Raw genomic sequence first — 22611 nt, forward strand, 5'->3', positions numbered from 1 at the left:
CCTTCCCTACCAGCGATCAGTATTGCCCGAACGCCGGAAGATCAACAGCACAACGATAGTCAGCACAAGCGTTATCAGGAAGATCACAACAGCCAGAGCCGAGCCATAACCATAGTTTCGGGAGACGAACGCCTGCTGATACAGGTAGGTCAGGAACGTCGAGAGGCTGTTATGATAGCCCAACACGCTTCCCAGGCCGCTTACACCGACAGAGCCAGAACCACCACCGGCAAAAATCAGCGCCGTATCGAAGACCTGAATATGGCCGATCAGCGTCATAATTGTGTTAAAGAGAATGACGGGCGTTAATAGCGGCAGGGTAATATAGCGGAAGCGATGCCAGGCCCCCGCGCCGTCAATACGAGCCGCCTCGTAATAGGTCTGCGAAATTCCCTTCAGACCCGCAATGAAGATCAACATCGTACCGCCCACAAACCAGAAGTTGACGAAAATGAGCGCCACAAGCCCGATCTCGGGATTATTATAGTTGTTGAGCCAGTTCACCGGAGCAATACCGAAAAGCCCCAGAATCGTATTGAACAGCCCGTACTCGCCCGCATTGAAGACCTGCACAAACATCGAACCAATCGCGACCCCGACCATCAGGCTTGGTAGATATAGCACGGTCCGAAAAAAGTGGTTTCCGGGAAAGGCCCGGCTGAGCAGCAGCGCCAACGCAAGCCCTCCCACGATATAGATGACTGTCGAGGCAGTCACATACAGCAACATATGCCAGCATGTTGCGGCGAAGACAGGATCATGAAACAGCAATTGCTCGTAGTTCTGAAACCCGATCCATTGCGGCTTGCCAAACAATTTGTAGCGAGTAAAGCTGTTATAGATCGTGTTCAGCAGCGGATACAGGTAAAAGAGTAAGAAGCCAATAATCCAGGGAGAGATGAAGAGATAGCCAGCGACAGCCTCCCTTCCAAAAAAGCGCTTCCTGGTTTGCTTCGAGCGCTTCGCTTTGAGAGCAACCGCATCCCTGGCATGCTCGGTTATCGCCATACAAAGACTCCTTTGTCAAGGAACAGCAGAGAATGCATCCTGCATCTCCCTCAGATCTTATGAGGCCGAAGAGAGGGCCGCATTTCCCTTTTGCTCCATCTGTTGCGCAGCCTGTTCAGGAGAAAGCTTTCCACTCGCCAGATCAGGTAAGATATTCGTGTACTCATCGAGGAGCTTCTGATGAGGAGTCATGACGATTGGCTTGAAATATTTCGCGGCCTCCGTCAGCGTGGGAACATACTGCTTCGGTGTCAAGTAGTCGGACATCTGATTGAAGGCGGTGACGTTTGTTGGCACATCGCTCAATTTGGCGTAGGTCTTGTTCGGCTCTGTCTGCGTCACCCATTTGATGAACTCCCAGGCCTCGTTGACGTGCTGGCTCCCCTGATAGATACCGAAGCTATTGGCATTTCCTAATGTCACCTGTTTGCCATTGATCCCAAAGATTGGCGTTGCTCCGATCTTGTCCTGTAGCTTCTGCTGCTCGATCTGGGCAAAGGTAAAAGCACCGACACGCGCAAAAGCGACCTTTTCCGTCAGCAGGCTATCAATATCACCTGTGCCCCAGGGACCATTCACCTGTTCAGTAAAGGGGACAGCCAGGTGCTCCGTATAGAGGCTCTGCCAATCTGCCAGGCCCTTTATCCCCTGAGGAGAGTTGAGCAACAGCTTCTTCGGATTCACCGGGTTGTCATAGACCTGCCCGCCCTCTAATTCGATAAGCATAGTCCAGAGCGGGTCAAGATTGTTGATGTTGATGGCGTATTGCGTATATTTCCCGTTCTCTTGCTTGACAAGCTTCTTCGCAATCGCTTTAAATTCATCAAAGCTCATCGGTTTCACAGGATCAGGGAAGGGGACACCGGCCTTTTTCAGCAGGTCTTTGTTATACCCGAGCAGTGGAACATACATCCCCACAGGCAAGGTGAACTGTTTACCGTTCCAGCTACAAAGACTCATCGCCTCAGGTTTGAGCGCCTTCACCACATCCTGATAGCCCGGGAGCGTGCTCAGATCATACAGGGCTTCCTGTTCATAGTAGGGAGCTGCCTGGCTGCCTGCCATGCCAATAATATCATAGGCGTTGCCACCGGCTACCGTGGTCTGAAGTTTGCTCCAATAGTTGCCCCAGGGAAGGATCTCCGCTTTGATCTTGATGTTGGGATGCGTCTTCTCGAACTCCTTGATCCAGGCAAGCATAGCGTTGTCTTTGACCGGTCCATTACTCCACCAACCATACGTCAAAGTGACCGACTCACCACCAGATGACGAGTCATCCGAGCCACAAGCAGCAAGCACTGAACCGGCAACGCTCATACTGAGTGCCGCTTTACCACTGTTCATGAGGAAACGTCGTCGTGACATCGAAAATACCATTGCTTGTTCACTCCTTCGTAGAACATGAGAGCTGTGTTGAAGCGAGAAGACAGGTATCTCGCTTCAGAACACTTATTGCTTACAGGAACGTACAGAGTCACGCTTGACAAGCTTTACCGCTACAATGCAGGTAATGGCTGTCATGTTCGGTTCCATACTTCGATCTTGAAGCCGCCTCACAGCAACATTGCCCATCGCCTCCTTATCGATATGGACGGTTGTCAGCGCCGGGGTCAGATGCTCCACCATGTCGATATCATCGAACCCAATCAATGAAACATCTTCGGGAACACGCAGCCCGGCCTCGCGCAAGGCCTTCATTGCCCCGATCGCGACATTGTCATTTGCTCCGAAGAGGGCGGTAAAGTGCACCCCTCGCTCAAGCAAGCGCTTGCAGGCAGCATAGGCGCTATCGGGGTGAAGCTCGCTCTCCTCAAAAAGCGCATAATCAACAGGAATCCCGGCATCCAGGAGGGCCGCACGATAGCCCGCCGCGCGCCGTTCCAGCGTATAGATTCGGTTTCTGGGTCGGGGCCCGGGAAGCACAGGGCCACCAATAAAGGCAATCTCTTTGTGCCCCTCCTCTATCAAATACTCAACAGCAGCCCGAGCTCCCTCGAAGTTATCGCACAGGACCGAATCAACCGAAATGCCTGTCACATGGTTATCTACCAGGACCAGCGGAATATTCAGGCGCTGGATCTGCTGAACGGTCTCCGGCTCGGCAGGGCCAACCAGCAGGATTCCACCGAGCTTCATCTTGCTGATCGTCTCAAGTAGCGCGTCGGGATCGGAAGTCAGTTCTCCGATTGCTCGATAGGTTACTTTCATGTTGAGCTGCCGCGCCGTGTTCTCCACGCCATCGAGAATATGTGACCAGAAGGGATTATTCGTTGCCGCATTGGTATCAAGATAGGAGCAATACAGAAAGCCGATCTCCTTCAAAGCGCTACTGTCCCCACGGCCTGCGCCCCGCTGACTAACGGCGCGTGTATAGCCGAGTCGTGCCGCTGCACGCAAGACGCGCTCGCGAATCTCATCGGTTACATTGCTGTGGTTATTGAACACCCTTGAGACCGTTCCTACCGATACATCAGCCTCACGTGCGATATCTTTCACTGTCACAGAGCTGCCTGCTTTTTGTTTCATCCTCGCCTACTCTCACTACGCTCTTTCAATGAAATTCATCATTGTTTCATTGAAAAAGTAATACCATATACTTTCTCTACTGTCAATATCTTCTCGTTGAACCGGCTCCATAGGCCGCAAGTGCCCCGTACATAGAGTCGGTCTATCTGTTCCTTATACGTTTCTATTCTCAATCCCTTCACATAAAAAGCAAGAGCGGGGCTGTTTTCGCGGAAAGATGCACGGACACCCTCTTTATCAGAGCGCCTCAGAAGCAGATGAACGTTCATGAACAAGAGAAAAGGAACCCCCGGAACCAACAGGCCCGGGGTATTCCCATGCATGACGAGCGTCATGAAGTGCTACAAGGAGAACCATTCAAAGTGAACGAGGTTGGAGGTGTATTCGTGCCGCTCCACGAGCCATTAAAGCCCGGATTCACCGAAGCTCCCGGCGCGATGGAGCCGTTATAGCTTTCATTGGTAACGGTCACCTCCTTCCCGCTCTGCGAGAATTTGGCGTTCCACCCCTGCTGCACCTTCTGATCTCCCGGGAAACTGAACTCGAGCGTCCAGCCATTAATAGCCGTCTTCCCGGTGTTCGTAATGGTGATCGAGGCTGTAAAGCCGCCCGGCCACTGATTCGACACGGAATAGTTCACCTTACAGACAGCGCTCGGTGGCGTTGTCGGTGTCGGCGTCACGGTCGTGGTTGGCGACGGCGTGACCGTGCTTGTAGGAGTCGTGGTCGGCGTTGTGGTAGGGGTGTTTGTTGGTGTCGGCGTTGTGTTATCGCCAAAGAGCAGCGCCACATCTGCCATCGCCATCGCGATATCAGCCTGCGCCCAGAAGCGATGATAGGTAAAGGTCGGGGCCGCACCACCATCCAGATAGGCCTGCACCTTCGGCCAATCGGGATCCTGCTTATAATGCGGGCGCTGCGAGATGAAGGTCAGAGACGAATCCAGCGTCGCCCCCTGAGCGTTCTTGCCCGTCCAACCGCTCGGGATATACACGGGGTCATCAAAGCGGTTGTAATCGGCGCGCACTTCAGGATTGGAGACACCTTTTGGATCCGCATAGCTGGTCCACATTCGATCAAGTAACTGCTGTGCGAGCGTGCGCGAGGCGGTATCATTCGCTTTTGCCGCGTAGAAGAGCAGCGTACGAGCAAGCGCAGCCGTCACTCCAACATCGGACGTCGTATCAACCACCGAGACGTGAAGATTGGCGTTCTGTCCGGGATTCGCAGCATTCCAGGTATCGGGCTGACCGGTCCATTTGAGCGTTGAGGGGATCGCATAGGAGCCGTCAGCATTGAGCTTTGTCACCGACTTCACCCAGGCAACCCACTTGTCCAGAATCGCCTTTGCCTGCGCGTCACCGGTCACATAGTAGTATTCTGCCACACGTTCAAGCGACCAGGCCTGGAAACCAAACCAGTTGTTGCTTGGAGGATCATGATAGACAGGCTGCCAGTCATACGCCATACCATAGAACGTCGGCGTTCCGGCGGGCGGTGTGGCATAGTGGCCATCCCAGCTATTGCTTGCTCCACCTGCGATCGCGCCTTCGCTGGATTGCAGCCAGCGATAAAACTCAAGCTGGCGCTTCAGGCTGGTCGACCAGTCGGTAGCAGCGGTGGGTGAAAGCGGCTTCAATGCCTGCACGTTACTCAGCGCCCACGCGGCAAGCGGGTTCTGGTAGCCCTGATGGGCTGTACTGGATCCAATACGCCACGCCCAGTTTCCGGCAGAAGGCAGCGAGCCACCCCAGGCATAATACCAGCCAAGCAGGTAGGTAGAGCTATTTTTCCCGCTTCCAGCCGGACAGCTCACGCTCTGACAGCCCAATGTCTTGAAGTATTTGTCGTAGGTCGCATAGCGCAGGAAATCGCCCATTTTTGCAGCTTTTGCGATTGTAGAAGCAACCGCGCTGCCTTTACCCTGACTGTTTGCCCAGGTGTACGCCCAGTAAGCAGCCTGGATAGCACGAGCGTCGGCATCAGGAGCATCGGTATAGCGCCACTGTTGCGCGTAGCTGCCGCCAGAAGCCGGTTTATTGAAGAGGCTCAGGAAACCATGCCCGTCGTTGCCACCCCAGGTAAAGGTTTCACAGGAAGGGTGCACAACCGTTTCCCAGACAGATTCCGATGCGCCACGCTGATACGAGTTGACATAGGAAGGGGTCGTCTTGCCATCACCACAGCGCCCATAGCCATACCAGTTATCAACATCAAGCAACCAGGCCATACCATAGACGTCGGCGTTCCCATACGTCTGCTTCAGTTCATTGCCGATGGGGTCCTGACCGACCGAAACCTGTGAATCCAGTTGTACCGGGTAGTCGCTGATCTCGGGCGACTCCGGCCCATATTGTGCGGGACTGCTGGCGTTGTAGCCGCCATTGGTTGGCTGATCCTGAGTGGAGGGAATGATATATTTCTCCATTGTCGCCCAGGCGTTGTTAAAGGGCTGCCAGTCACCTGTGACCCTGCCATAAACCGCCTCAAGCCAGATCCAGAAGCTAAACGCCTCTGAGGTGGTCTCATGCCCGTAGTCAGGGGCCTCGACGATGAGCGTTTCAACGGAGTGATAGGGAATACCCTGGGGGCTGAAGTAGCCGTTGGCCGGATCTTTCAACTTCTTGTAGAGCGTCAGAAAGCGCTCGGTATATTGAGAAGTATCATCGGCCAGAGGAGCCGCCTGCACCGGTCGAACGTGCCAGTAGGAGATACTGAAGCTGCCGGAAACAAGCAATAGACCGGCTATCACCATCATGGTCACACTGTGAATGATCTTTCGCGAGATCATTCCGAACCTCCTTGTTATGCAACTGTACTGCCAACGAGCGTCCAGTACCCGTCACCTCTGTTCTTGCTGTGCCTGTGACCATTACAAAATCATCTTCCAGTTACACTTCTTTTTCCCCCACTTTCTTTATGGATAGTGAAATTCGACTCAGGTTATGCTATGATTGGAATACTGCTGTAAGGACAATTATAGCCATTTCCTTTTTGCAGATGCAACGACACTTTCTCGACAGACATTGAACAGCTAGAGGACAGACAAGGATGTCTGGACAATTCTTGCCTGATCTCAGGAGGAACGTGCACATGACGACGCCGAATCACCGCTTGAAGCGAGCGCGTGAACTACGAGGGTGGTCACAGGCAAAGGTTGCTCGGCTCATCGGTACAGATGCCGCAACGGTCAGCCGTTGGGAACGAGGACTTTTTTCACCAACCCCCTACTTTCGCGAGAAGCTCTGCGAGCTCTTTCAAACCAACGCCGATGCTCTTGGCCTGCTCGGCAACTCTCTTGAAGAGCCGCCACCACTGCCAGAACAGCAGGATCTCTTTGCCTCGATGCTCAAACGTGCGGAAAGTGCACATCATGCCCATGCCCTCTGGCAATACGCCTATGTGCAGGCGCTCCGCGGGCAGCATGAGGACGCGCGAGAACTGGGTGAAATGAGCCTGAATACCTTTGAGCAGCTTGGCAACACCGAGAACGCGCAAACAGTACGAGCATGGCTACAGACGCTTCCCCCCGCACCGCCATCTCCTCCATCATCTTCAAAAAGGCGCTCTACAGGCTGGCTCAAAGGTGGCGGTTTGCTGCTGCTCCTGCTCTGTCTCGGAGGAGTGCTGTTGTTCTCTCTCATCGCGAAACAGGGCGATGCTTTCGGTAAACAAATAGTCTCTACACCTTTAGAAAGCACACCCACAGCAACAATCACAGCCGTCAAAGCACAAGCCAATAACAGTATATCTTCAACGCCTGCGCTTCCAAAGGCGCTTATCTTACCCCAGACACTTACACCCGGAGCCTGTGAACCTGATTCAATTGGCTATCGCTGCACGCTCAATCTTCAGTGGAACACACCATCACCAGTTCAATTCCAGTGGGTGATTGACTCTTGCGATTTCGGTGCCCGCCTGAATCCCACACAAGGCACAGGCACAACCGGCCAGCCAGTTCAGGTCATCGTGTATATTCCCTACTCGCAACAGCATGGCTCGATGCATTTCACGTTTACGCAGGGCACCAACAGCACGACAGCAGAAGTTCTCTGGCGGGGAGAGCAATAAGCAGGCAGGGAGGCGTGATAGATCCTCCCTGCCGCGAACGTATACCTGATGCTTTACTGGCAAACGGTGCCATTCAACGTAAAGGTTGCAGGAACAGGGTTACTCCCCTTCCAGGAGCCATTGAAGCCGATTTCAACCGAACCAGAAGGCGCAATCGTCCCGTTCCATGAAGCATTGGTAACGGTGACGTTTGCGCCACTCTGTGACCAGGTCGCCGACCATCCCTGCTGCACCTTCTGGCCTGCCGCGAAGCTGAAAGCAAGGGTCCATCCATTGATGGTGCTTGAGCCATTGTTTGTGATCTTGATTTTCCCGGTAAAGCCGTCCGGCCACTGGCTCTCAATCGTATAGCGCACGCTACAGGTTGCGCCAGGAGTCGGCGTGATGGTCGGGGAAACTGTTGGCGTGATGCCAGGGGTCGGCGTTGCGTTAATGGGCACATTCTTGGCCTGCTGGTTCGCCGAGTGCTGACGGAATACGGCCAGTTCGGGAGCACCTTTCGAGACCCCGTAGGTGCTGTCTACATTCGTCGCCTGATACCACCAGAAAGCCGAGCCGGCCACGTCAAGACGCTCCAATTCCCCGTAAATCTCGCGCCACCACGTCGAGCGATCCACTCCCTTGACGTTGAACTCGCCCATGAAGAAGGGCTTTCCAATCACGTTATGCGAATCATTCACCCAGGCATCGATCAACTGTTTGGTCTGATCAAGGCTGAGATGTGCCCATTCCTCGGTAGGATAGGGGTGAGCGGACGTGAAGTCAATAAAGGGCGATTGTTGCAGGTAGACAAAGGGATTCCCTTCATCCCCGCCGAAGCCATACTTCGCCTGATGCCCTTCAATCCCGGTTCCGACCATATGGTGAGAATCGATGCTCTTGATGTACGACGCCATCTCATCTACCCAGGCGCGCAGCGTGGTTCCAGTTGAGTTCTCGTTTGGTGTAGCGTTCTGATAGCGCGGCTCATTCATCAGCTCCCAGGCAAAAATAGTCGGCTCATCTTTATACGCCACGCCGCTATAGTGATTGACGCGATTCAGCACATAGTGCACGTAGTTCTTATACTGCGTGAAGCAGCCGGGGCATTTGGTCTTATTGAAGAACATCCAGCGGTTCGCATCGCCCGTGGGTAGCCCCTCCCATTGTAGACGCGTATCAATACCGCCGTAGGCCGTCCAGTAGTTTTCCAGCGTGGGCAGCAAGCGGATATTATGCGCCTTCGCGGATTGAATGATGTAGTCAAACAGGGCAAACTCGGCCTCGTTATAGACGCCTTTTGACGGCTCGAAACCATGCCACGTCTCATGACTGAACATCCAGAGGCGCAACACGGAAACACCGTCACTTTGCAGTGCGGCCATATGGGCGTCTATTTTCGCCTTGTCCATATACTTATTCTCGATATCATCAGGTGTTGAAGAGCTGCTTCCATCTCCGTAGGTGAACACGTCGTAGGTGTTGGCGCCCGCAAAGTAGAAGTAGCGATCACCCAGGCAGAAGTGTGTACCACAGCGGTACACAAAATTTTCCGCTGCGTGAGCTGTTTTCTGTTGCGACGACAAGACGGTCAGGCCAGTCAGGAAGGTCATTCCTGTAAGCATCACAAAGAGCATGCATCGTGCTACTGGTTTGAAGAATCCTTTCATCAGCTCATCCTTTATCTTCGAGTAAAGAACAATCTACACTTCCCTGATGTTTCCCTTCGTGAACACTTTTTTTTGCTGGCACTCCCTCCTTTCCTGTTTCATTGAATAATTACCTTAATTTCATTGAAACTATACCATCCAGATACGAGAGCGTCAACCGACAGATACGCATAAACAATACATAAAGATATACACGATACCATCTCGCACCTGGCTTCTCTACCAAAAACAAACCAGATTCATCATCTTTTGCTGAGAAAACATTCACTTTTTCATCAGTTTCATCATTTCATTGACGTACAGTAAAACCATCATGTACAAAGAAAAGAAGAAAAGAGTCCCGTATGCAGAGTGACATGATGTCACTCGCTTCATTGCAGGTTGTGAAGGAGTGCGTTCCATGACGGATTTTGCAGGCAGGAGCAGAAGGAACCTCCTGATGCTATCCCTTGCGCTTCTGATTGTGCCCATCCTCTTTATCAGGCCCGCTCCTGAAGCCCGTGCAGCCTCCCAGTCCTATAGCTGGAAGCAGGTTGTAACCGGTGGTGGAGGCGGTTTTGTCGTCAATGTGCTCTTCAATCAGAAAGAGAAAGATCTTCTGTACGCCCGCACCGATATCGGGGGCGCGTATCGGTGGGACCCGGCAACTGGAAGCTGGACGCAGCTACTGGCGTGGGTTGGTCCCGATCAGTGGAATATGGCTGGCGTTGAGAGCATCGCAACCGACCCTGTAGATCCCAACCGGCTCTACATCGCCGCCGGAACGTATACCAACTCATGGACCGATCAAAACGGTGTCATCTTGCGTTCGACCGATCGAGGCAAAACATTTCAGCAGACGCCGCTTCCCTTCAAGCTCGGCGGGAACATGCCCGGACGCGGCATGGGCGAGCGTCTGGCGATTGATCCAAACAAGAATTCCATTCTCTATCTTGGTACACGCAGCGGTCACGGCCTGTGGAAAAGTACCGACTCGGGCGTGACCTGGAGCCAGGTAAGCAATTTTCCCAATACAGGCCCCTTCGTCGATACGCCCGGTGATCCCTATCTGGGGGACGAGGTCGGTGTTGTCTGGGTAACGTTTGATCCCGCGAGCAGCACGCCCGGCAACCCCACACAAACAATCTATGTCGGTGTGGCCGATAATCGGAGCGGCGCCACCAATATTTATCGTACAACCGATGCTGGCAAGACCTGGGAAGCGGTCCCGGGGCAGCCAACCTGTAACGTCAGCGGCACAAAGGTGACCTGTACTGGTGGTGCGACCTGGGACACCTCCACCAACGCGACAACGGGCTATCTGCCACATCAGGGAAAGCTTGACGCTCAGGGCACGCTCTACATCACCTACAGCGACTGGGAAGGCCCATACAACGGTAGCCATGGCGATGTCTGGAAATTTGAGCCCAAAACCGCGACATGGACCAAAATCAGTCCGGTTCCCGGCTCCGATACCTCCAATAACTACTTCGGCTATGGCGGGCTGGCGGTGGATATGCAGCATCCGGGAACGCTGGTCGTGGCAAGCGTCAACTCGTGGTGGCCTGACGCACAGTTATTCCGCACGACCGACGGCGGCAAAACCTGGGCCCCTATCTGGGAATGGGCCAGCTATCCGAGCCGCTCTCTGCACTATACCATTGACATCTCAGACGCTCCCTGGCTTCATTTTGGCAACACGAACCCCGTTGATCCTGTGCCTGCTGTCAAGCTTGGCTGGATGATTGAGGGCATGAATATTGACCCCTTCAACTCAGACCGTCTGATGTACGGAACCGGCGCGACACTCTATGGCACAACCAATCTGACGGCCTGGGACACGGGTGGCAAAGTAGCGATCAAAACGATGGCCCGGGGCATCGAGGAGACCAGCGTCTCCGGCCTGATCAGCCCGCCGGCCAACGCGCATCTCTATAGTGTTGTTGCCGATGTGAGTGGCTGGCGTCACGACGATCTGACAAAATCACCCGATGCCATGTATTCTGTGCCCTATGCTGGCTCCTATGCGGCTATCGACTATGCCGAACTCAAACCAGATTTTCTGGTACGCGTGGGCTACGGAGACCCGAAAGCAAACCCACCTGTGACCAGCAGCGCCTTTAGCTATGATGGCGGGAAGAACTGGTTTGCCGGAAACAAAGATATCCCTGGCATCACAGGCAACGGCGGCACGGTCGCAGCGGCTGCCGATGCAAGCTCGGTTGTCTGGGCTCCCAAAGACGCGGCGGTCTCCTATTCGACCGATAATGGAAATAGCTGGATAGCCTCAAAGAACGTACCGAAGAATGCTGTAGTTGGCTCCGATCGCGTCAACCCGAAGGTGTTCTATGCCTATGGCGAAGGAAAATTCTGGATCAGCGCAGATGGCGGGGCGACCTTCACGGCAAGTGGCGCGACGGGGCTTCCTGCAAGCGATGAGTCGGTAGAGGTCAGGGCCGTTCCCGGGCATGAAGGTGACATCTGGCTGACGGGCAGCAAGTCCGGTATCTGGCACTCGACCGACGGCGGCAAGTCGTTCACGAAGCTGGCAAAGATCACGGCTGCCGATGCACTCGGGTTTGGAAAGGCGGCCCCCGGCAAGGACTATATGGCGCTCTATACAAGCGCAACCATTGACGGGGTACGTGGGCTCTTCCGCTCGGATGATGGCGGCGCGTCATGGGTGCGCATTAACGATGAGCAGCACCAGTATGGCATTATCAACTGTGTAACGGGTGATCCGCGTATCTACGGGCGCGTCTATGCCTGTACGAATGGCTTCGGGATCGTGTATGGCGACCTGAACGATACGACTCCGACAAGCACGCCAACGCAGACACCAACAAAGACGCCCTCACCAACTCCGTCACCGACAAACACACCAACGCCAAACCCGACAAGTGGCCCCGGCAACGTGACGGCAAAAGGCGTCGTTACGAGTTCGAGCGCCTGGTTTACAGAGGAGCAGGTTCAGCTTCACAATACCGCACCACTCACCGATCTGACAGTAACCATTACGGTACAGAAGACGCAAGGTGTGACATATAGCGGACTGTACGCGACCTCGGGTACCATCAGCGGCTCATACAAGGACAATGGCTCGACCATTACCTATACCTATACGCTGAAATCCGGCCAGACCCTCCCCGCGAGCTCAAACGTGACCCTTGCGGCCCAGTTCAGCGGCAATGGCACGCCACACGCAACCAGTGCGGATACCTGGTCAGTCAAGGCGACAAGCGGTGGGACGACTACAACCCTTAACGGGCATTTCTAAGACAGTCCTCGTCCCTCTGTTCTGTGCCAAATGGCGGTTCTGGTATGTTCCGGAACCGCCATCCATTTCCCCCTTGACAATAAACGCAATTTCTTTTACAATAAAAACGAACGAACGATCGTACATATCAAAAAGAGAGTGGCTCAGGCCTATCGACTTATCGATACTCCTGGGTTATCCAACAGAAGGGAAAACAGCCTACAACAGGGTATTCCGAGGATCCTGTTTTTCAGGGATCGATTTCTCTTCCAGCATAAAATTTTTTATTCAGAAAAATGTCCGTACGTTCGGATAGAAAGAGGGTTTATCACCATGTCAGATCTGTATCAAGGGAAAACAGCGCTCATTACAGGGGCCTCATCGGGCATAGGCGAAGCATTCGCCCACGAACTGGCTCGTCGTGGCATGCATCTTATTCTGGTGGCCCGTTCAGAAACGCACCTCAACGAGCTTGCTCATGAGCTCAGCAGCCGCTACCAGATTCAGACACATGTGCTTGCCGCCGACCTCAGCCAGCATCAGGCAATCCAGCAAATCAAAGAGGCAGTTGAGAGCCGCTCACTGACGGTCGACCTTCTCATCAATAACGCGGGCTTTGCAACGTATGATTACTTTGAGCAGATTGACCCTGAACGGGACCATCAACAGGTGATGGTCAATGTGAATGCCGTTGTAGCGCTCTCTCACGCCTTTCTCCCGGGAATGCTCAGGCGAGGGGCTGGCTCGATTATCAATATCGCCTCGCGGGGCGCCTTTCAGCCTGCTCCTTTCATGTCTGTCTATGCAGCCAGCAAAGCGTTTGTGCTTTCCTTCAGCCAGGCACTCTGGGCAGAATACCGCAAACGGGGCATCCACGTGCTGGCAGTCTGTCCCGGTCCGGTCGATACCCATTTCTTCGCCGTTGCAGGTGGAGCAAGAAGGGGGATTGAAGCAAAAGCCACACCCGAGTTTATCGTGAATGCATCTCTCAGGGCTCTGGAGCGGCGGCGCAGCTTGATTATTCCGGGATGGCGCATCTTTCTGACGTCACAGATTGTTAGTCGCCTGTTGCCGCGTCCTTTCGTGGCGCAACTGGTAGAGCATCTGACCCACCCCGGCCAGAGCAAACCAACAGGCCAGGTGGTCAGAGCTTGACAAATAGTTGGAGCTTAAAAAACAGAGATAGCTGTTCCGTTCATCTCAACACAGAGATGCATGGAACAGCTACGGATAGATCTTATCGTTTCCAGCAGGGGCCCGCAGCATCAGCGTTTCAACCGGCGGGTGCACCTCGATCACCTGATGATAGAGCCCGCGAGGGAAGCAGCAGAACTCGCGTGGCCCAATCGTAAAGCGCTCGCCCTCGACCTCCACAACGATGCTTCCCTGTAACACAATAAAGCACTCATCGCTCTCCTGATGGGCATGTGGGCGTACATCAGCCCATGCTTTGTTGGTGTGGTTGTACCAGATTTGCAGGCGATCCGACTGAAAGCCGATCTCATCGCGAGGAACGGGACCTGCTAACAGGGTAGAATGGTCCGGAAGTTTCCGACGATGAAAACGAGCCATAGAGCCTCCTTTGCTCATATCTCGTAGCGCCAGATAGGAACCTCAAGCCAGGGCGTGTTGACAATCGTTTCAAGATCTATCCTTCTGCACCAGTATTCCAGCCCGTATCTGGTAGCCCGATGATAACAACCGTTTTGCCATCATACCTGGCGCGAACATCGTGAAGAAACGCGCCTACACGCTCGATGACCATCTGCAAGCTTTCGCCATTGGGAAACGGAACTATCATACGATATGGGAACTCCTCTTCAACCAGAGCAACCGAGTCGCGGGTCATATCTCCATAGTCGTATTCGCGTAGCCGGGCATCGGGAAGAATTGGCACGCCGCGATCAGCAAAAGCCAGTTGCGCGGTATGCAAGGCGCGCTGAAGGTCCGAGCAAAAAACGACGTACAGCTTTTCGGCTGCATAGTGCTCTCCGAGCTGCCTCGCTTGTTGTCCCGCCTCCGAAAGTGGCACATCGGCATGCCCGGAAGCGCGCTTTGCCTCGTTATCGATACTGGTCATGTGAGGTGAGTAGAACAGTTTCAGCATACTTTCACCGGTTTTTCTCTGTTTGCAGGCTTCCCTACCAATTTAGAACATGAGCACGATTTGCGCTCATAGTTCGTATTTAGAGATTATACAACATCGCGAAGCAACTGACAAAAAACGGAAGCCTCACGCTACGCGAAGCTTCCGTCCCCATTCAGGGATACAGGATCTTCATATGCTGGCAAAACGATTGTTGTTATCGGGCCACCGGGTCGCTTAGCACTTAAGCAAGTCAACAGGCTTTTGCGCGAAACTATGCTCGCCCTCTCCCGCTTCTCAGTAGCTATAACCTCTTGAGCAGATCGACTGGCTCTTGATAGGCCGCATGCCCGCTCTCTCCCGCTTCTCAGTAGCTATAACCTCTTGAGCAGATCGACTGGCTCTTGATAGGCCGCACGCTCGCCCTCTCCCGCTTCTCAGTAGCTATACAGGCTTCTTGAGCGGATCGACTGGCTCTTGAGCGAAACCATGCCCGTTCTCTTAGCTTGCAGGCTGAATATTATAGTTGAAGCGGAAAACATTCTCCGGGTCGTACTGTTTCTTCAAAGCAACGAGACGCTGATAATCTTTTGGCGCGTACGCGCCATTTATCTTCTCGGGGGTGATCGTCCCGGCGAGATTGAGTATGGCTTCCCCGGTTGTATGAGGGCGCAAATCCTGCATCAACATCTCTAAATTCCGCTTCTTCTCTTCGAGGAGAGATGAAGAGGGAGCCGATACCATGAACCCCATATAGAGCGTTGCTCGGCGCATCCCGAAGGGCATTATCTGTTCTGGATAGGCCGCCAGAGCGTCGCCGAAATGGCGCAATTCAACCATCATTTGTGACTCGGGGCGGGCCGCAACCCGTAATAAGGCCTCAACAACATCGGGCGTCATGTCTTCAAATGCACACGCTTCAGAGGCAGAAAGCACGGGAGGTGCTTTGACCGGATCTTGAGCGATAGACGCAATTTGAGCGAAGGGCAGGCTTGCGAGCGTATCAATGAAAGGAGTTCTGATCTCACCCTCAACCGTTAATGCCCGAAGCGGCTGCATCAGGCGCTCGCCTTGCTCTCTTTGTGTTTCTGGATCAGCTTCTGAACCACTATAGCAGGCCATCACAACGATAGCTGAGCGACCACGCAACAACGGAGGAAGCGTCGGCCTATCGGGGAAATGCATAATGCGGAGGGCCGAAGTCAGAGTCGTGGGAGTTGTCTTGACCCATTTCAGGTACGCATTCAACACCTCCCGGCTGAGCTCAATAGGATAGGCTAGCTGCCCACCAAAAACCGTACGAACTGGATAGAGCGCGATTTCAAGCGAGGTCACAATACCAAAATTGCCACCCCCACCGCGCAAGCCCCATAAGAGCTCAGCGTGGTTGTTCTCGTCAACATGCAACAAGTGACCGTCTGCTGTCACTACTTCGGCAGCACGAATGCTGGCGGCTCCGGGCCCATAGCGTCGCGTCAACCAGCCGACCCCACCACCAAGCATATAGCCCACCACTCCGACCGTAGGCGCAAAACCACCGAGAGGAGCCAACCCGTAAGGAGTCACCGCCTCAACCACATCTTTCGCAAGTGCGCCCGCCGACACGCTAGCAATCGCCGCCTCTGGATTCACCTTGACCTCGGTCATGCGAGCGAAATTAATCAGAAGAGCTCCGTTTGCCGGAGCGGGATGACCATGACCCCCACCCTGCACACCAATCGGAAGCCTATGTTGCCGAGCGAAGCGCACCGCATGGCACACATCAGCCACTGTCTCGGGCATCACCACAACTGCTGGAACCTGCTCAAACGCATCGCTATCCCAGACACGAGAAGCCCGCTCATAGCCATCATCTCCCGGCACAAAAACACTACCCTGAAGCTGTTCACGCAACGGCTGCACATCTATCTGTTCAATGCTCATATTACACTTCTCTTTCAATTCTCTCAGGAACTTTCTTTTGAACGTGTGAGGAAAGTATACAGGAGGAATGGGGACACCCTTATGTCACTTTTGGGAGTGATGACGCACAATTTCTTCAGCAGCCCGGGCAACCTGCTGGCGCAATGTATCAGGCTCGATCACCTGCGCATCAGTACCTAGAAGCAGTAGAACCCGAATCAGCCAATCATATTCTTTCGGGTTCAAGCGCGTGATAAGCAAACCTTCTCCGTTCTCCAATCGCTGAACCTGTGCACTCAGATATGGATTACGCTCCAATCTCAACACCCCACTGGACGTTAACTGAATGCGAACCTCCGGGAATGAAGGGTCACGGTATATGCGTGTCAGCTTCTCTCGATCCACTTCGGGAGCCACTTCGGCAAGTCGCACCTCTAGAAAGCGATCAACACGATAGTGACGCAACTCCTGACGCTCGCAAGAATATGCCTTGCAGTACCAGAGACCGGCTGAAACACTCACCTGGACCGGCAGAATCGTCTGTTGAGAAACACCCCGCACCGAACGATAGGTCACTTCAAGCCAGCGTTCTTCACGAGCGCTCTCCAGTAGCTGTTCAAGGAACGGGGTTGCATAGGGCCGCTCGGGAAGCTCCAGTGACATTACCTGCACGAGGCTGTCCAGCTCTTCGCTGTTTCGGCGCGGGAACAGCGCTTCCACTTTGGCAAGCAGAGATGCCCTATCTTGTTTGAAAGGAGTCCCATCCATCTGTGACAGACTGGCAAGCGCAATACGCAGCAGCAGTGCTTCATTCAGGCGCAGGGCAAGCGGCGCCAGTGTGTAATCAGGCATCAGGCTATAGCCGCCTGTCGCACCCAGATCCGCTACAATCGGGATGCCCATCTCGCTCAACGCCTGAATATCACGTAACACGGTACGCCTGGAAATCTCAAACCGTTGTGCAATCTCATTCGCGGTCCGTTTCCCTCCCTGCAAATAGAGAAGAATCGCGGTTAAGCGGTCCACTCGATTCATAATCTTTTCATTTCCTCTTCTTTTACCCTTCTTGCTTCTCTCTCATCAACCCATATCACGTTCGCAAAAGCACTTCCTTCTCTTTCACTTCTGTGGCAATTTTCAACAATAAAGCTATAAGAAATGGACGCAATTTCTGTGCAGCAAGGGAGAGATAACAGCAAGCCATTATCTCAAAACGCTCTCTACAGCTTTTACGGTTTACTCCGGGAACCATTGCACCCGTTCAGCAAGACAAGGGAAGGCAGTGCACTCTATCCTTCCCTTGTCGCGATAGCAGCATCTATGAAAGCAGACAAGCCAATGGCTTTGCCTTATCCTGACAGATGTAGGTGCCGATATCAGCGGACATGTCAACATGCAGCGACTGCTTGACGGCGGCAACGAAATCGCGCATATTGGCCGGTTGCATAAAGTGTGCATCTGCAAATTGTTGGATAGAGCAAATAAACTGACCCTCTCCTCTCTTATCTTGTCAGTGAAATGCAACAAGCAGGTAATTGCAGTCCAGTTTTGATAGACCATATTGTAGCATTTCTGGTGAATCTGAGCTCACAACCCCGGACTTGCTTTTCACGAGCTGCTCGCAGGTTCGCTCGGCGCGCTGCGGAAAATCGGTATGAAGTATCTGGCCGGTAAGCTGAACCGAAACCGAAGGCGCAAGCATTCGCGGAAGCTCATCAGTACCCATTTCCCGACGAGGAGTTCGGTTTTTTCTCACTCATCCCCTGGATCTTTCTTTTTCTGGCTGCTACCAAACCCTTGACAGCTCACTCCACTCACTGCTATACTCACCATAAAGTTACCGCTAACTAACTATAGCGGCTCTTTTTTAGCGTTGTTTTAGTTAGTTACCACTAACTTATAAGGAGAAAAGCACATGAAACTGATGTTTCACGATACGCCATTAGCGTTTGAATTCCTGCGCGTACTTAGCGAGGGCATCTATGGCGGCTCCGATATCAATGAATGCTTCCTGACGGCCTCACGGATTCAAGAAGATGATCTTGAAAGCTGGTATCGTGAATGGTATAGAACCGCAGAACGGATTCACTCCATCGCAAATCGTTGTCTGGAAAGAGGTCATACGGTCAGTGCACGCGACGCCTATCTGCGGGCCTCCAATTATTACCGTTGCGCCGAATTCTTTCTGCATATCGATCAGAAAAAGAACGCCTCCAAAGCGCTCGACACCTATAAGCAGAGCGTTCATTGTTTTCAGCAGGCAACCCGGCTTTTCGCATTTCCTTGCGATATCGTCCGTATTCCGTATGAGGGAACCACCTTGCCGGGCTACTTCTTTCGGCCTGATGCCACGAACAGAACACGCCCAACGCTGCTCTTACATGGAGGTTACGACTCTATTGGCGAGGAATTGTACTTCAGCACCGTTCCAGCCGCATTACAACGGGGCTATAACTGTCTCATCTTTGAAGGCCCGGGACAGGGAGAAATGATTCGCCTGCAACATCTGCCCTTCCGTCCTGACTGGGAACAAGTCGTGACCCCTGTGGTAGACTATGCATTAACACTGCCGGGTGTCGATCCAGCCCGACTTGTGCTTGAAGGTCGCAGTCTGGGCGGCTATCTGGCACCACGCGCAGCCGCTTTCGAGCATCGCCTTGCCGCCTGTATTGCTATCGATGGCCTTTTCGCGTTTCTCCCCACAGCAGCGGAAGAAGAGCTTCATGCGACAGAAGAAGAGGCAAACACCGCCTTGACACAGCTTATGCAGACAAGCCTGAATATGCGTTGGGCGGTCAGTCAGGGCATGTGGACGATGCAGGCAAGCTCTCCTTTTGAATTTGTCCAGAAAATGCAGCATTACACCCTGGAAGGAATCGCGGATCAGATTACCTGTCCCACCCTGGTCTGTGACGCCGAAAAGGACCACTTCTTTGCTGGCCAGCCTATGAAACTCTACGACGCTCTGACCTGCCCGAAAACGTATATGCTCTTCACAGCAGAGGATGCCGCTGAAGAACACTGTCATGAGGGAGCAACCCTGCTGCTCAACCAGCGTGTCTTCGATTGGCTTGACGAGACGCTTCGTTCATAAGCCTGGGCGTATGCTGTGGACCCTCTCTGAAGGGGGGGCCACCCTTTCCAAAGCTCACAGCAAAAAGCGGAGTATATGCGCGTTCTTTATGAAAGAGAAACCCTTTTTTGGGAGAACAAAGCATATGGATTCGCTCACTCAGTGGTGTACTATTTACGAAGCCGCGCACAAGCTACAACTGGCAGCCAGCAGTATACGAAGGATGATTTCTGAACGGCAACTTCCTGCTCGTTTCGCGACACCTGATGAAATCGCACTCCTGCTCCATTCCGGACGCATTCACGGCGTGCCCGGCACCGGTATTCGCCTGATTCATCAGGACACACTTTCACAGATACAGGCCAAACGACTTCGTTTATCGAACTGCTAACAAGAGGCTTGCAGGATACGACATACCTCGGTTGCCGCATCCTGCATTCCTCGGCTTAGTCATAAAACGCTGGAAGCTGCTTGGGAGTATTCCATTGCTCCTGCTCGTGCCCGAACACAGTCAGGGAGAACAGCCGTTTCCGGTTCAGCTCAAAGAGTTTCAGTGTACTGGCAATTGTCTGCTCGCCGTCAGCATCAGTCGGCCCAACGGGTCGTTCCCTGGTGAAATGCGCCTGCAACGCAACCGCATCAATCGCCAGCAGCACCAGACCGGTTTGCGGAAGCGAAACGATCACCGACTGATGACCGGGAACATGGCCGCAGGTTTCGATCAACTCCAGGCCTGGAAGCAGTTCTGTATCCCCTCAACAAACCGAAACCGTGAGGCTGGCTGATCCCATTGGGAGCGGGTCTTCTCAAAACGAGGGTGACCTGCTATAGCAACCTCATGCAGCAATCGCTGTACCACGATTTGAGCCCGAGGGAAGGCGCCCAGGTTGCCTGCATGATCCTCATCATAGTGTGTGCTGATAAGCAGATCAACATCCTCAGGCTGAACACCAAGCGTAGCCAGTTGTTCAATCACGCTTTGGCCATATCGCAGGCCGAGGCCTCGTCCTAAGCTGTCTTCCTGTATGATCTCCGTTCCAGCAGGAGCGAGAGCCAGACCGGTATCAATCAGTATATTTTTCCCGTCCCCATCTGCACCAGGTAGCAGGGAACCGGTAACATCAGTGGGCCGGCAAGCATGGTTGCAACCTGCATCAGATACAAGCGCTGCGGCCCGACTGTCGTAGATATCATATGAATGCCTTTCAAGGGAGACAAAAACAGATAGGACACTCATGATACTACACGTTCAACACAAGCAAGAAAGCTACCTGGCCGAACCAACGAGAAGGGATACCCTTCCAGCGCCAATATCTTTAGCGACACAGCACCTGTGTTATGGCCTGCTCAAGTGCTTCGGTTGGGTTCACGGGCGGTTGCTGCACTCGCCATGCCACAAAGCCATCTGGGCGAACAAGGAGTGCTCCCTGTTCACTGATCCCAGCTCGAGCAGGCCACTGGTTTGACGTATCAAGCAACTCACCAGCAGAACCAATCCGAAAAGCGGAGATGTCAACTCCCAGGCGGCTTGAAACAGAGGCCGCGGCCTTTTGCCAGACCTCTCCATCCTGCCCTGTGAGCAGTACAAAGTGCCTGCCGAACAGATACAGCGTTGAGATACGCTGTCCCTGATACTGGACCCAGAGGTGAGGAGCTCGCGTTCCCGGCCTGCCATCCAACCCGAGCATCTCCCATTGTTCAGGAGTTGACTCCTTTTCGGGGATAATCGCCTGAGAGGCATAGGTATAGCCAAAGCCGAGAATTCTGGGAAGTCGTTGCATGAAATTCTTTACGCCGGGATGCTGCTCATTCAGCGACACCAGGCCTCTTTCGTCTGCAGCCTGGGCCGATTCATCAGCGGCAAGCCAGCCAACGGGGTAACGTTCCACAGTATAGGTATGGAGCAGTTCCGGTCCGGCCTGTGCTCGCAGCACTGCGGCCAGTTTCCAGGCCAGATTATGTACATCAGCAATGCCTGTATTCGCACCCTGTCCGCCCCAGGGTGGCATCTGGTGGGCTGCGTCACCGGCCAGGAAGACACGTCCATGCTGGAAACTATCTGCAACTCGCATTGCCGACTCCCAGGGAAGAATACTCTTGATCTCGATAGCGATATCTGGCAGACCAAGCGCGATACGCAACAATTCCTTACAGCGCTCATGTGTGAAATCTTCGGGCTTCTCACCTTTTGTCGGATCATAGCACAGGTGAAACACCCAACGATCACTGTTATTGATCGAGGTAAACAGACCCACCAGTTCCGGGCGATCAATCCGACACATGCTGAATTCCCGTCCGCGCACCAGCTCACGCAAGTCAGCTTCAAACAGAATATTCAGTAAATGGCCAAGCACGCCACGCCCGCTGACCGATGCACCCAGCATCTGTCGAACCAGGCTCCCCGCGCCATCAGCAGCGATCATATATGCCGCCCGTATTGTTGAGGTCTCTTCAGAAATCCGATTGCGAATCGTTGCCGTGACGCCATCCTCATCCTGCACAAAAGACACCAGTTCCGTAGAAAAACGGAGATCTCCGCCACGCTCGCGGGCCGCCTGTAGTAGAACAGGTTCTACTTTGTCCTGGGTACCGCGACTTGCTGACACCGGGCTTACGGCTTCCAGGCGCTCCGCTCCGGGAAATTTCGGCTTCTCACCGCCACGTTGGTGGCCTTCAATTACCTCAACCAATGATGTGCCCTGAAAGATCCCCATGCTTGGAGCCAGTTCAGCGCCAGCCGCTTCAACAGCCTCGCGAATACCCAGTTCCTGATACAGTTCCATCGTACGTGCATTGACGCCGCGAGCTCGGGGATGAATTGAGGTCCCAGAGTGTCGCTCAACCAGAATTGATGAGATGCCCTGAGATGAGAGAAAAAGCGAGGCGGAGAGACCAACAATGCCGCCACCAACAATCAATACGGGAGTCTGTTCCTGAGCCATATCGTTTTTCTTCCTTTGCTTCTTCATTACTACGCGCCTCTTGTTGTCAGAAGCGCTCACCACAACTGCATTGAGTATAGAAGCAAACCAGGGCAAGCAACATCATCCAGGTGGGTAGT

General features: G+C 53.5%; 19 protein-coding genes. 5 read left to right on the forward strand and 14 right to left on the reverse strand.

Annotated features, from left to right (window positions below):
• Positions 1–6: 6 nt before the first annotated feature.
• The 4 genes from EI42_RS09195 to EI42_RS09215 form a co-directional block, all read right to left on the reverse strand.
• Positions 7–1008, reverse strand: coding sequence for a carbohydrate ABC transporter permease (locus tag EI42_RS09195; RefSeq protein WP_111321109.1), 1002 nt, complete (start codon positions 1006–1008; stop codon positions 7–9).
• 57 nt (positions 1009–1065) lie between these two features.
• Positions 1066–2373, reverse strand: a complete 1308-nt coding sequence (locus tag EI42_RS09200; protein ID WP_211326096.1) for an ABC transporter substrate-binding protein — start codon at positions 2371–2373, stop codon at positions 1066–1068.
• A gap of 84 nt (positions 2374–2457) precedes the next feature.
• Entirely contained in the window at positions 2458–3510 is a 1053-nt protein-coding gene (locus EI42_RS09205) for a LacI family DNA-binding transcriptional regulator (RefSeq protein ID WP_246046451.1), read from the reverse strand.
• A 355-nt stretch (positions 3511–3865) separates the two neighbouring features.
• Positions 3866–6325: a glycoside hydrolase family 48 protein gene (locus EI42_RS09215; RefSeq protein WP_111321117.1), complete on the reverse strand. Its 2460-nt coding sequence runs from the start codon at positions 6323–6325 to the stop codon at positions 3866–3868.
• 302 nt (positions 6326–6627) lie between these two features.
• Here EI42_RS09215 and EI42_RS09220 point away from each other — a divergent pair, with 302 nt between their 5' ends.
• Positions 6628–7605 carry a helix-turn-helix domain-containing protein gene (locus EI42_RS09220; RefSeq protein WP_170142489.1) on the forward strand — a complete coding sequence of 326 codons (978 nt, stop codon included), beginning with the start codon at positions 6628–6630 and terminating at the stop codon, positions 7603–7605.
• 53 nt (positions 7606–7658) lie between these two features.
• Here the strand turns inward: EI42_RS09220 and EI42_RS33165 are convergent, their stop codons facing one another.
• Entirely contained in the window at positions 7659–9254 is a 1596-nt protein-coding gene (locus tag EI42_RS33165) for a cellulose binding domain-containing protein (RefSeq protein ID WP_211326097.1), read from the reverse strand.
• Positions 9255–9654: 400 nt separating this feature from the next.
• On the opposite strand from EI42_RS33165, the gene EI42_RS09230 reads away from it, so the two are divergent.
• Positions 9655–12510: a xyloglucanase gene (locus EI42_RS09230; RefSeq protein ID WP_111321121.1), complete on the forward strand. Its 2856-nt coding sequence runs from the start codon at positions 9655–9657 to the stop codon at positions 12508–12510.
• Positions 12511–12822: 312 nt separating this feature from the next.
• Positions 12823–13644: an SDR family NAD(P)-dependent oxidoreductase gene (locus EI42_RS09235; RefSeq protein WP_111321123.1), complete on the forward strand. Its 822-nt coding sequence runs from the start codon at positions 12823–12825 to the stop codon at positions 13642–13644.
• A gap of 69 nt (positions 13645–13713) precedes the next feature.
• On the opposite strand, the gene EI42_RS09240 is transcribed toward EI42_RS09235, so the two are convergent.
• From EI42_RS09240 to EI42_RS09260, 6 genes are all read right to left on the reverse strand, one after another.
• Complete coding sequence (locus EI42_RS09240) at positions 13714–14061, reverse strand: cupin domain-containing protein (RefSeq protein WP_170142490.1); 348 nt, start codon at positions 14059–14061, stop codon at positions 13714–13716.
• 76 nt (positions 14062–14137) lie between these two features.
• Positions 14138–14596, reverse strand: a complete 459-nt coding sequence (locus EI42_RS09245) for a histidine phosphatase family protein (RefSeq protein WP_111321127.1) — start codon at positions 14594–14596, stop codon at positions 14138–14140.
• Positions 14597–15076: 480 nt separating this feature from the next.
• Entirely contained in the window at positions 15077–16498 is a 1422-nt protein-coding gene (locus tag EI42_RS09250; RefSeq protein WP_111321203.1) for an FAD-binding oxidoreductase, read from the reverse strand.
• 84 nt (positions 16499–16582) lie between these two features.
• Positions 16583–17512, reverse strand: a complete 930-nt coding sequence (locus EI42_RS09255; protein WP_111321129.1) for a helix-turn-helix transcriptional regulator — start codon at positions 17510–17512, stop codon at positions 16583–16585.
• Between the two features lie 283 nt (positions 17513–17795).
• A complete protein-coding gene (locus EI42_RS34290; protein WP_281279006.1) occupies positions 17796–17924 on the reverse strand; it encodes a hypothetical protein in 129 nt (42 codons plus the stop codon).
• A 63-nt stretch (positions 17925–17987) separates the two neighbouring features.
• Positions 17988–18233, reverse strand: a complete 246-nt coding sequence (locus EI42_RS09260; protein WP_137686294.1) for a hypothetical protein — start codon at positions 18231–18233, stop codon at positions 17988–17990.
• A 159-nt stretch (positions 18234–18392) separates the two neighbouring features.
• Here EI42_RS09260 and EI42_RS09265 point away from each other — a divergent pair, with 159 nt between their 5' ends.
• Positions 18393–19571, forward strand: coding sequence for an alpha/beta hydrolase family protein (locus tag EI42_RS09265; RefSeq protein WP_111321133.1), 1179 nt, complete (start codon positions 18393–18395; stop codon positions 19569–19571).
• Positions 19572–19695: 124 nt separating this feature from the next.
• Positions 19696–19941: a hypothetical protein gene (locus tag EI42_RS09270; protein ID WP_111321135.1), complete on the forward strand. Its 246-nt coding sequence runs from the start codon at positions 19696–19698 to the stop codon at positions 19939–19941.
• A gap of 55 nt (positions 19942–19996) precedes the next feature.
• On the opposite strand, the gene EI42_RS33825 is transcribed toward EI42_RS09270, so the two are convergent.
• The 3 genes from EI42_RS33825 to EI42_RS09280 all read right to left on the reverse strand — a co-directional run bounded on the left by EI42_RS33825 (position 19997) and on the right by EI42_RS09280 (position 22492).
• Positions 19997–20275, reverse strand: coding sequence for an MBL fold metallo-hydrolase (locus EI42_RS33825; protein ID WP_246046453.1), 279 nt, complete (start codon positions 20273–20275; stop codon positions 19997–19999).
• A complete protein-coding gene (locus EI42_RS33830; protein WP_246046455.1) occupies positions 20272–20787 on the reverse strand; it encodes an MBL fold metallo-hydrolase in 516 nt (171 codons plus the stop codon). The genes EI42_RS33825 and EI42_RS33830 overlap by 4 nt, the downstream gene beginning before the upstream one ends.
• A gap of 79 nt (positions 20788–20866) precedes the next feature.
• Positions 20867–22492 (reverse strand): FAD-dependent monooxygenase, encoded by a 1626-nt coding sequence (locus EI42_RS09280; protein WP_170142491.1) that lies wholly within the window; start codon positions 22490–22492, stop codon positions 20867–20869.
• Positions 22493–22611 lie beyond the last annotated feature (119 nt).

The sequence above is a fragment of the Thermosporothrix hazakensis genome (genome assembly GCF_003253565.1).
GTDB classification, from domain to species: Bacteria; Chloroflexota; Ktedonobacteria; order Ktedonobacterales; family Ktedonobacteraceae; genus Thermosporothrix; species Thermosporothrix hazakensis.

What these genes read in the sequence shown, in the direction of transcription:
- EI42_RS09220 (WP_170142489.1), top strand. Translation starts at nt 6,628, where the DNA reads ATGACGACGCCGAATCACCGCTTGAAGCGAGCGCGTGAACTACGAGGG.
- EI42_RS09240 (WP_170142490.1), bottom strand. Translation starts at nt 14,061, where the DNA reads ATGGCTCGTTTTCATCGTCGGAAACTTCCGGACCATTCTACCCTGTTA.
- EI42_RS09215 (WP_111321117.1), bottom strand. Translation starts at nt 6,325, where the DNA reads ATGATCTCGCGAAAGATCATTCACAGTGTGACCATGATGGTGATAGCC.
- EI42_RS09270 (WP_111321135.1), top strand. Translation starts at nt 19,696, where the DNA reads ATGGATTCGCTCACTCAGTGGTGTACTATTTACGAAGCCGCGCACAAG.
- EI42_RS09265 (WP_111321133.1), top strand. Translation starts at nt 18,393, where the DNA reads ATGAAACTGATGTTTCACGATACGCCATTAGCGTTTGAATTCCTGCGC.
- EI42_RS33165 (WP_211326097.1), bottom strand. Translation starts at nt 9,254, where the DNA reads ATGAAAGGATTCTTCAAACCAGTAGCACGATGCATGCTCTTTGTGATG.
- EI42_RS34290 (WP_281279006.1), bottom strand. Translation starts at nt 17,924, where the DNA reads ATGCAACCGGCCAATATGCGCGATTTCGTTGCCGCCGTCAAGCAGTCG.
- EI42_RS09255 (WP_111321129.1), bottom strand. Translation starts at nt 17,512, where the DNA reads ATGAATCGAGTGGACCGCTTAACCGCGATTCTTCTCTATTTGCAGGGA.
- EI42_RS09235 (WP_111321123.1), top strand. Translation starts at nt 12,823, where the DNA reads ATGTCAGATCTGTATCAAGGGAAAACAGCGCTCATTACAGGGGCCTCA.
- EI42_RS09200 (WP_211326096.1), bottom strand. Translation starts at nt 2,373, where the DNA reads ATGTCACGACGACGTTTCCTCATGAACAGTGGTAAAGCGGCACTCAGT.
- EI42_RS09250 (WP_111321203.1), bottom strand. Translation starts at nt 16,498, where the DNA reads ATGAGCATTGAACAGATAGATGTGCAGCCGTTGCGTGAACAGCTTCAG.
- EI42_RS09230 (WP_111321121.1), top strand. Translation starts at nt 9,655, where the DNA reads ATGACGGATTTTGCAGGCAGGAGCAGAAGGAACCTCCTGATGCTATCC.
- EI42_RS09195 (WP_111321109.1), bottom strand. Translation starts at nt 1,008, where the DNA reads ATGGCGATAACCGAGCATGCCAGGGATGCGGTTGCTCTCAAAGCGAAG.
- EI42_RS09280 (WP_170142491.1), bottom strand. Translation starts at nt 22,492, where the DNA reads ATGGCTCAGGAACAGACTCCCGTATTGATTGTTGGTGGCGGCATTGTT.
- EI42_RS09245 (WP_111321127.1), bottom strand. Translation starts at nt 14,596, where the DNA reads ATGCTGAAACTGTTCTACTCACCTCACATGACCAGTATCGATAACGAG.
- EI42_RS33830 (WP_246046455.1), bottom strand. Translation starts at nt 20,787, where the DNA reads ATGAGTGTCCTATCTGTTTTTGTCTCCCTTGAAAGGCATTCATATGAT.